Source organism: Streptomyces sp. NPDC002018, from assembly GCF_042890865.1.
Lineage (GTDB): Bacteria > Actinomycetota > Actinomycetes > Streptomycetales > Streptomycetaceae > Streptomyces.
In genome coordinates this window covers 1-2,407 of sequence record NZ_JBIASO010000056.1, presented here as the reverse complement: position 1 = coordinate 2,407, position 2,407 = coordinate 1, and the positions used below count along the sequence as shown (strand labels likewise).

Annotated in this window: 2 protein-coding genes; both read right to left on the bottom strand. The window is 69.5% G+C overall.

Annotated elements, in window-relative coordinates; all coding sequences use genetic code 11:
* A partial coding sequence (locus ACFYYH_RS34470; RefSeq protein WP_388559878.1) for a beta-ketoacyl synthase N-terminal-like domain-containing protein occupies positions 1 to 1,023 on the bottom strand: 1,023 nt, incomplete at its 3' end.
* Between the two features lie 137 nt (positions 1,024 to 1,160).
* Entirely contained in the window at positions 1,161 to 2,261 is a 1,101-nt protein-coding gene (locus ACFYYH_RS34465; RefSeq protein WP_388559875.1) for an NAD(P)-dependent alcohol dehydrogenase, read from the bottom strand.
* Between the last annotated feature and the right edge of the window lie 146 nt (positions 2,262 to 2,407).

The window sequence follows — 2,407 nt, the reverse complement described above, 5'->3', positions numbered from 1 at the left end:
CGCCTCCACCACATCCACATCACCCGAACCAAGACCCGCCGACACCAACGCCTCACGAATCACCCGCTGCTGCGAAGGACCATTCGGCGCCGTCAAACCATTCGACGCACCGTCCTGGTTCACCGCCGATCCCCGGACCACCCCCAGGATCCGATGACCGTTCCGCCGGGCGTCCGACAACCGTTCCAGCAGGAGCATTCCCACGCCCTCGCCCCAGCCGGCGCCGTCGGCCGTGGCGGAGAAGGACTTGCAGCGGCCGTCGGGGGCCAGTCCCCGCTGACGGCTGAACTCCACGAACAGGCCGGGGGTGGACATGACCGTCACACCGCCGGCCAGTGCCAGCGAGCATTCGCCGGAGCGCAGCGCCTGCGCCGCCAGATGCAGCGCCACCAACGACGACGAACACGCCGTGTCCACCGTCACCGCCGGGCCCACCAGGCCGAGGCTGTAGGCGATACGGCCCGACGCGATGCTGCCGGAGCTTCCGCTGACGATGTACCCCTCAAGGTCGGCGGGGGTGCCCGTCATGCTCGGCACATAGTTCTGGTACATGAGGCCGGCGAACACCCCGGTCCGGCTGCCATGGAGGGTCGTGGGGTCGATACCGGCCCTTTCGCATGTCTCCCAGGCCGTTTCGAGCAGCAGTCGCTGCTGCGGATCCATTCCCATGGCCTCGCGCGGGGAAATCCCGAAGAATGAGGCGTCGAAGTCGCCCGCGTCGTAAAGGAATCCGCCCTCGCGTGCATAGGTCTTGCCCGAGTGGTCCGGGTCGGGATCGTAGAGGCCGTCGTCCCAGCCGCGGTCGGCGGGGAAACCGGAGATCACATCGGCCTCGTCCCTGACCAGCCGCCACAGATCCTCGGGAGAGGAAACTCCGCCCGGATAGCGGCAGGCCATTCCGACAATGGCGACGGGTTCCTGGGAACGGGACTCCAGCTCCTGGACGCGTCGGCGGGCACGGCGCAGATCGACGGTCGTCCGCCGCAGATAGTCGACGAGCTTTTCCTTCTCATCTTCCGGCACGGCGTCACTTCCCTCATCGCAAGGTGCACGGTGCGAGGTGCACAACTGATCATCACGCTACCCGGCGGCAAGTCCTCCCGTACCCCTATCTACCCCCTACCTGGATTCCCCTCCACGGTCTCGTTTCCCTGGGTAATTCAATACACGAGTACGGGCTTGATCACGCGCCCGGCCCCGGCGTCCTCGACCGCTTTGTTGATCTCCTCGAATGGATATGTCCTGACGATTCTGTCGAACGGAAACCGTCCGGCCACGAAGAAGTCGATGAGCCGGGGAATCAGCAGTGCCGGCACGCTGTCGCCCTCCAGGACCCCTTTCACGGTGCGCCCGAAGAGCTGGACCAGGCCGAGGGAGATCTCCTGTCCCCCGCCGCTTCCCGAGCCGAGCACCGCGGCGGTGCCGCCGACGGCCAGGGCGTCGACGGCGTTCCGTACGGTCTGCTGGTGGCCGACCGCGTCCACGGTGTATTCGGCCCCGCCCCCCGTGGTGTCGAGGATGCGGCGGACGACGTCCTCGCGGCTCGCGTCGAAGGTGTGCGTGGCGCCCAGTTCGCGGGCGGTCTCCAGGCGGTGGGGGTGGAGGTCGACGGCGATGATCCGGTCGCAGCCGGAGACACGGGCCGCCATCACGGCCGCGAGTCCCACGGCCCCGGCGCCGAACACGGCGATCGAGCTGCCCGGTGGTGGTGCGAGGACATTGAGCACGCAGCCGGCGCCGGTCTGTAGTCCGCACCCGAGCGGCCCGAGCAGCTCCAGCGGTGCCCTGTCGCCCACGACGACCACCGACCGTGCGTCGGCCACGACATGGCGGCTGAAGGAGGACTGGCCGAAGAAGTGGGCGTTCAGTTCCGTGCCTTCGGGGTCTCGGTAGGCGGTGGAGCCGTCGGGCCTGCGGCCGCGCAGATTCAGCGGCAGGAAGGACACGCAGTGCATGGGGTGGCCGGTACGGCACTGACGGCAGACACCGCAGCTCACCGGGGCCAGCACCACCCGGTCACCGACGGCGACGGTGTCCACGGCGGCGCCGACGGCTTCGACCACTCCGCTTCCCTCGTGCCCGAGGACGGCGGGTGGTCCTGGCGGCAGGACCTGGTCGCGTGCCAGCAGGTCGGTGTGGCAGATACCGGTCGCCACCAGGCGCACCAGCACCTCGCCGGGCCGCGGCTCCGCCACGGTCACGTCCTGGATATGGAAGGGCCCGCCCTTGTCATGGACGACCGCCGCTGTCGTGGTGCGCATCTGGACTCTCTCCCGTCGTCGGACAGGGGCCCCGCCCGCGTGGCGGGCGGGGCCCCCGGGGTCGGCAACGTCGGGCCGCCGTGCTTCGGGCCGGGCGTGGTCGGGACGAGGGCGACCGGGCAGACCCCGAGCGCGTGGCGGGAGAC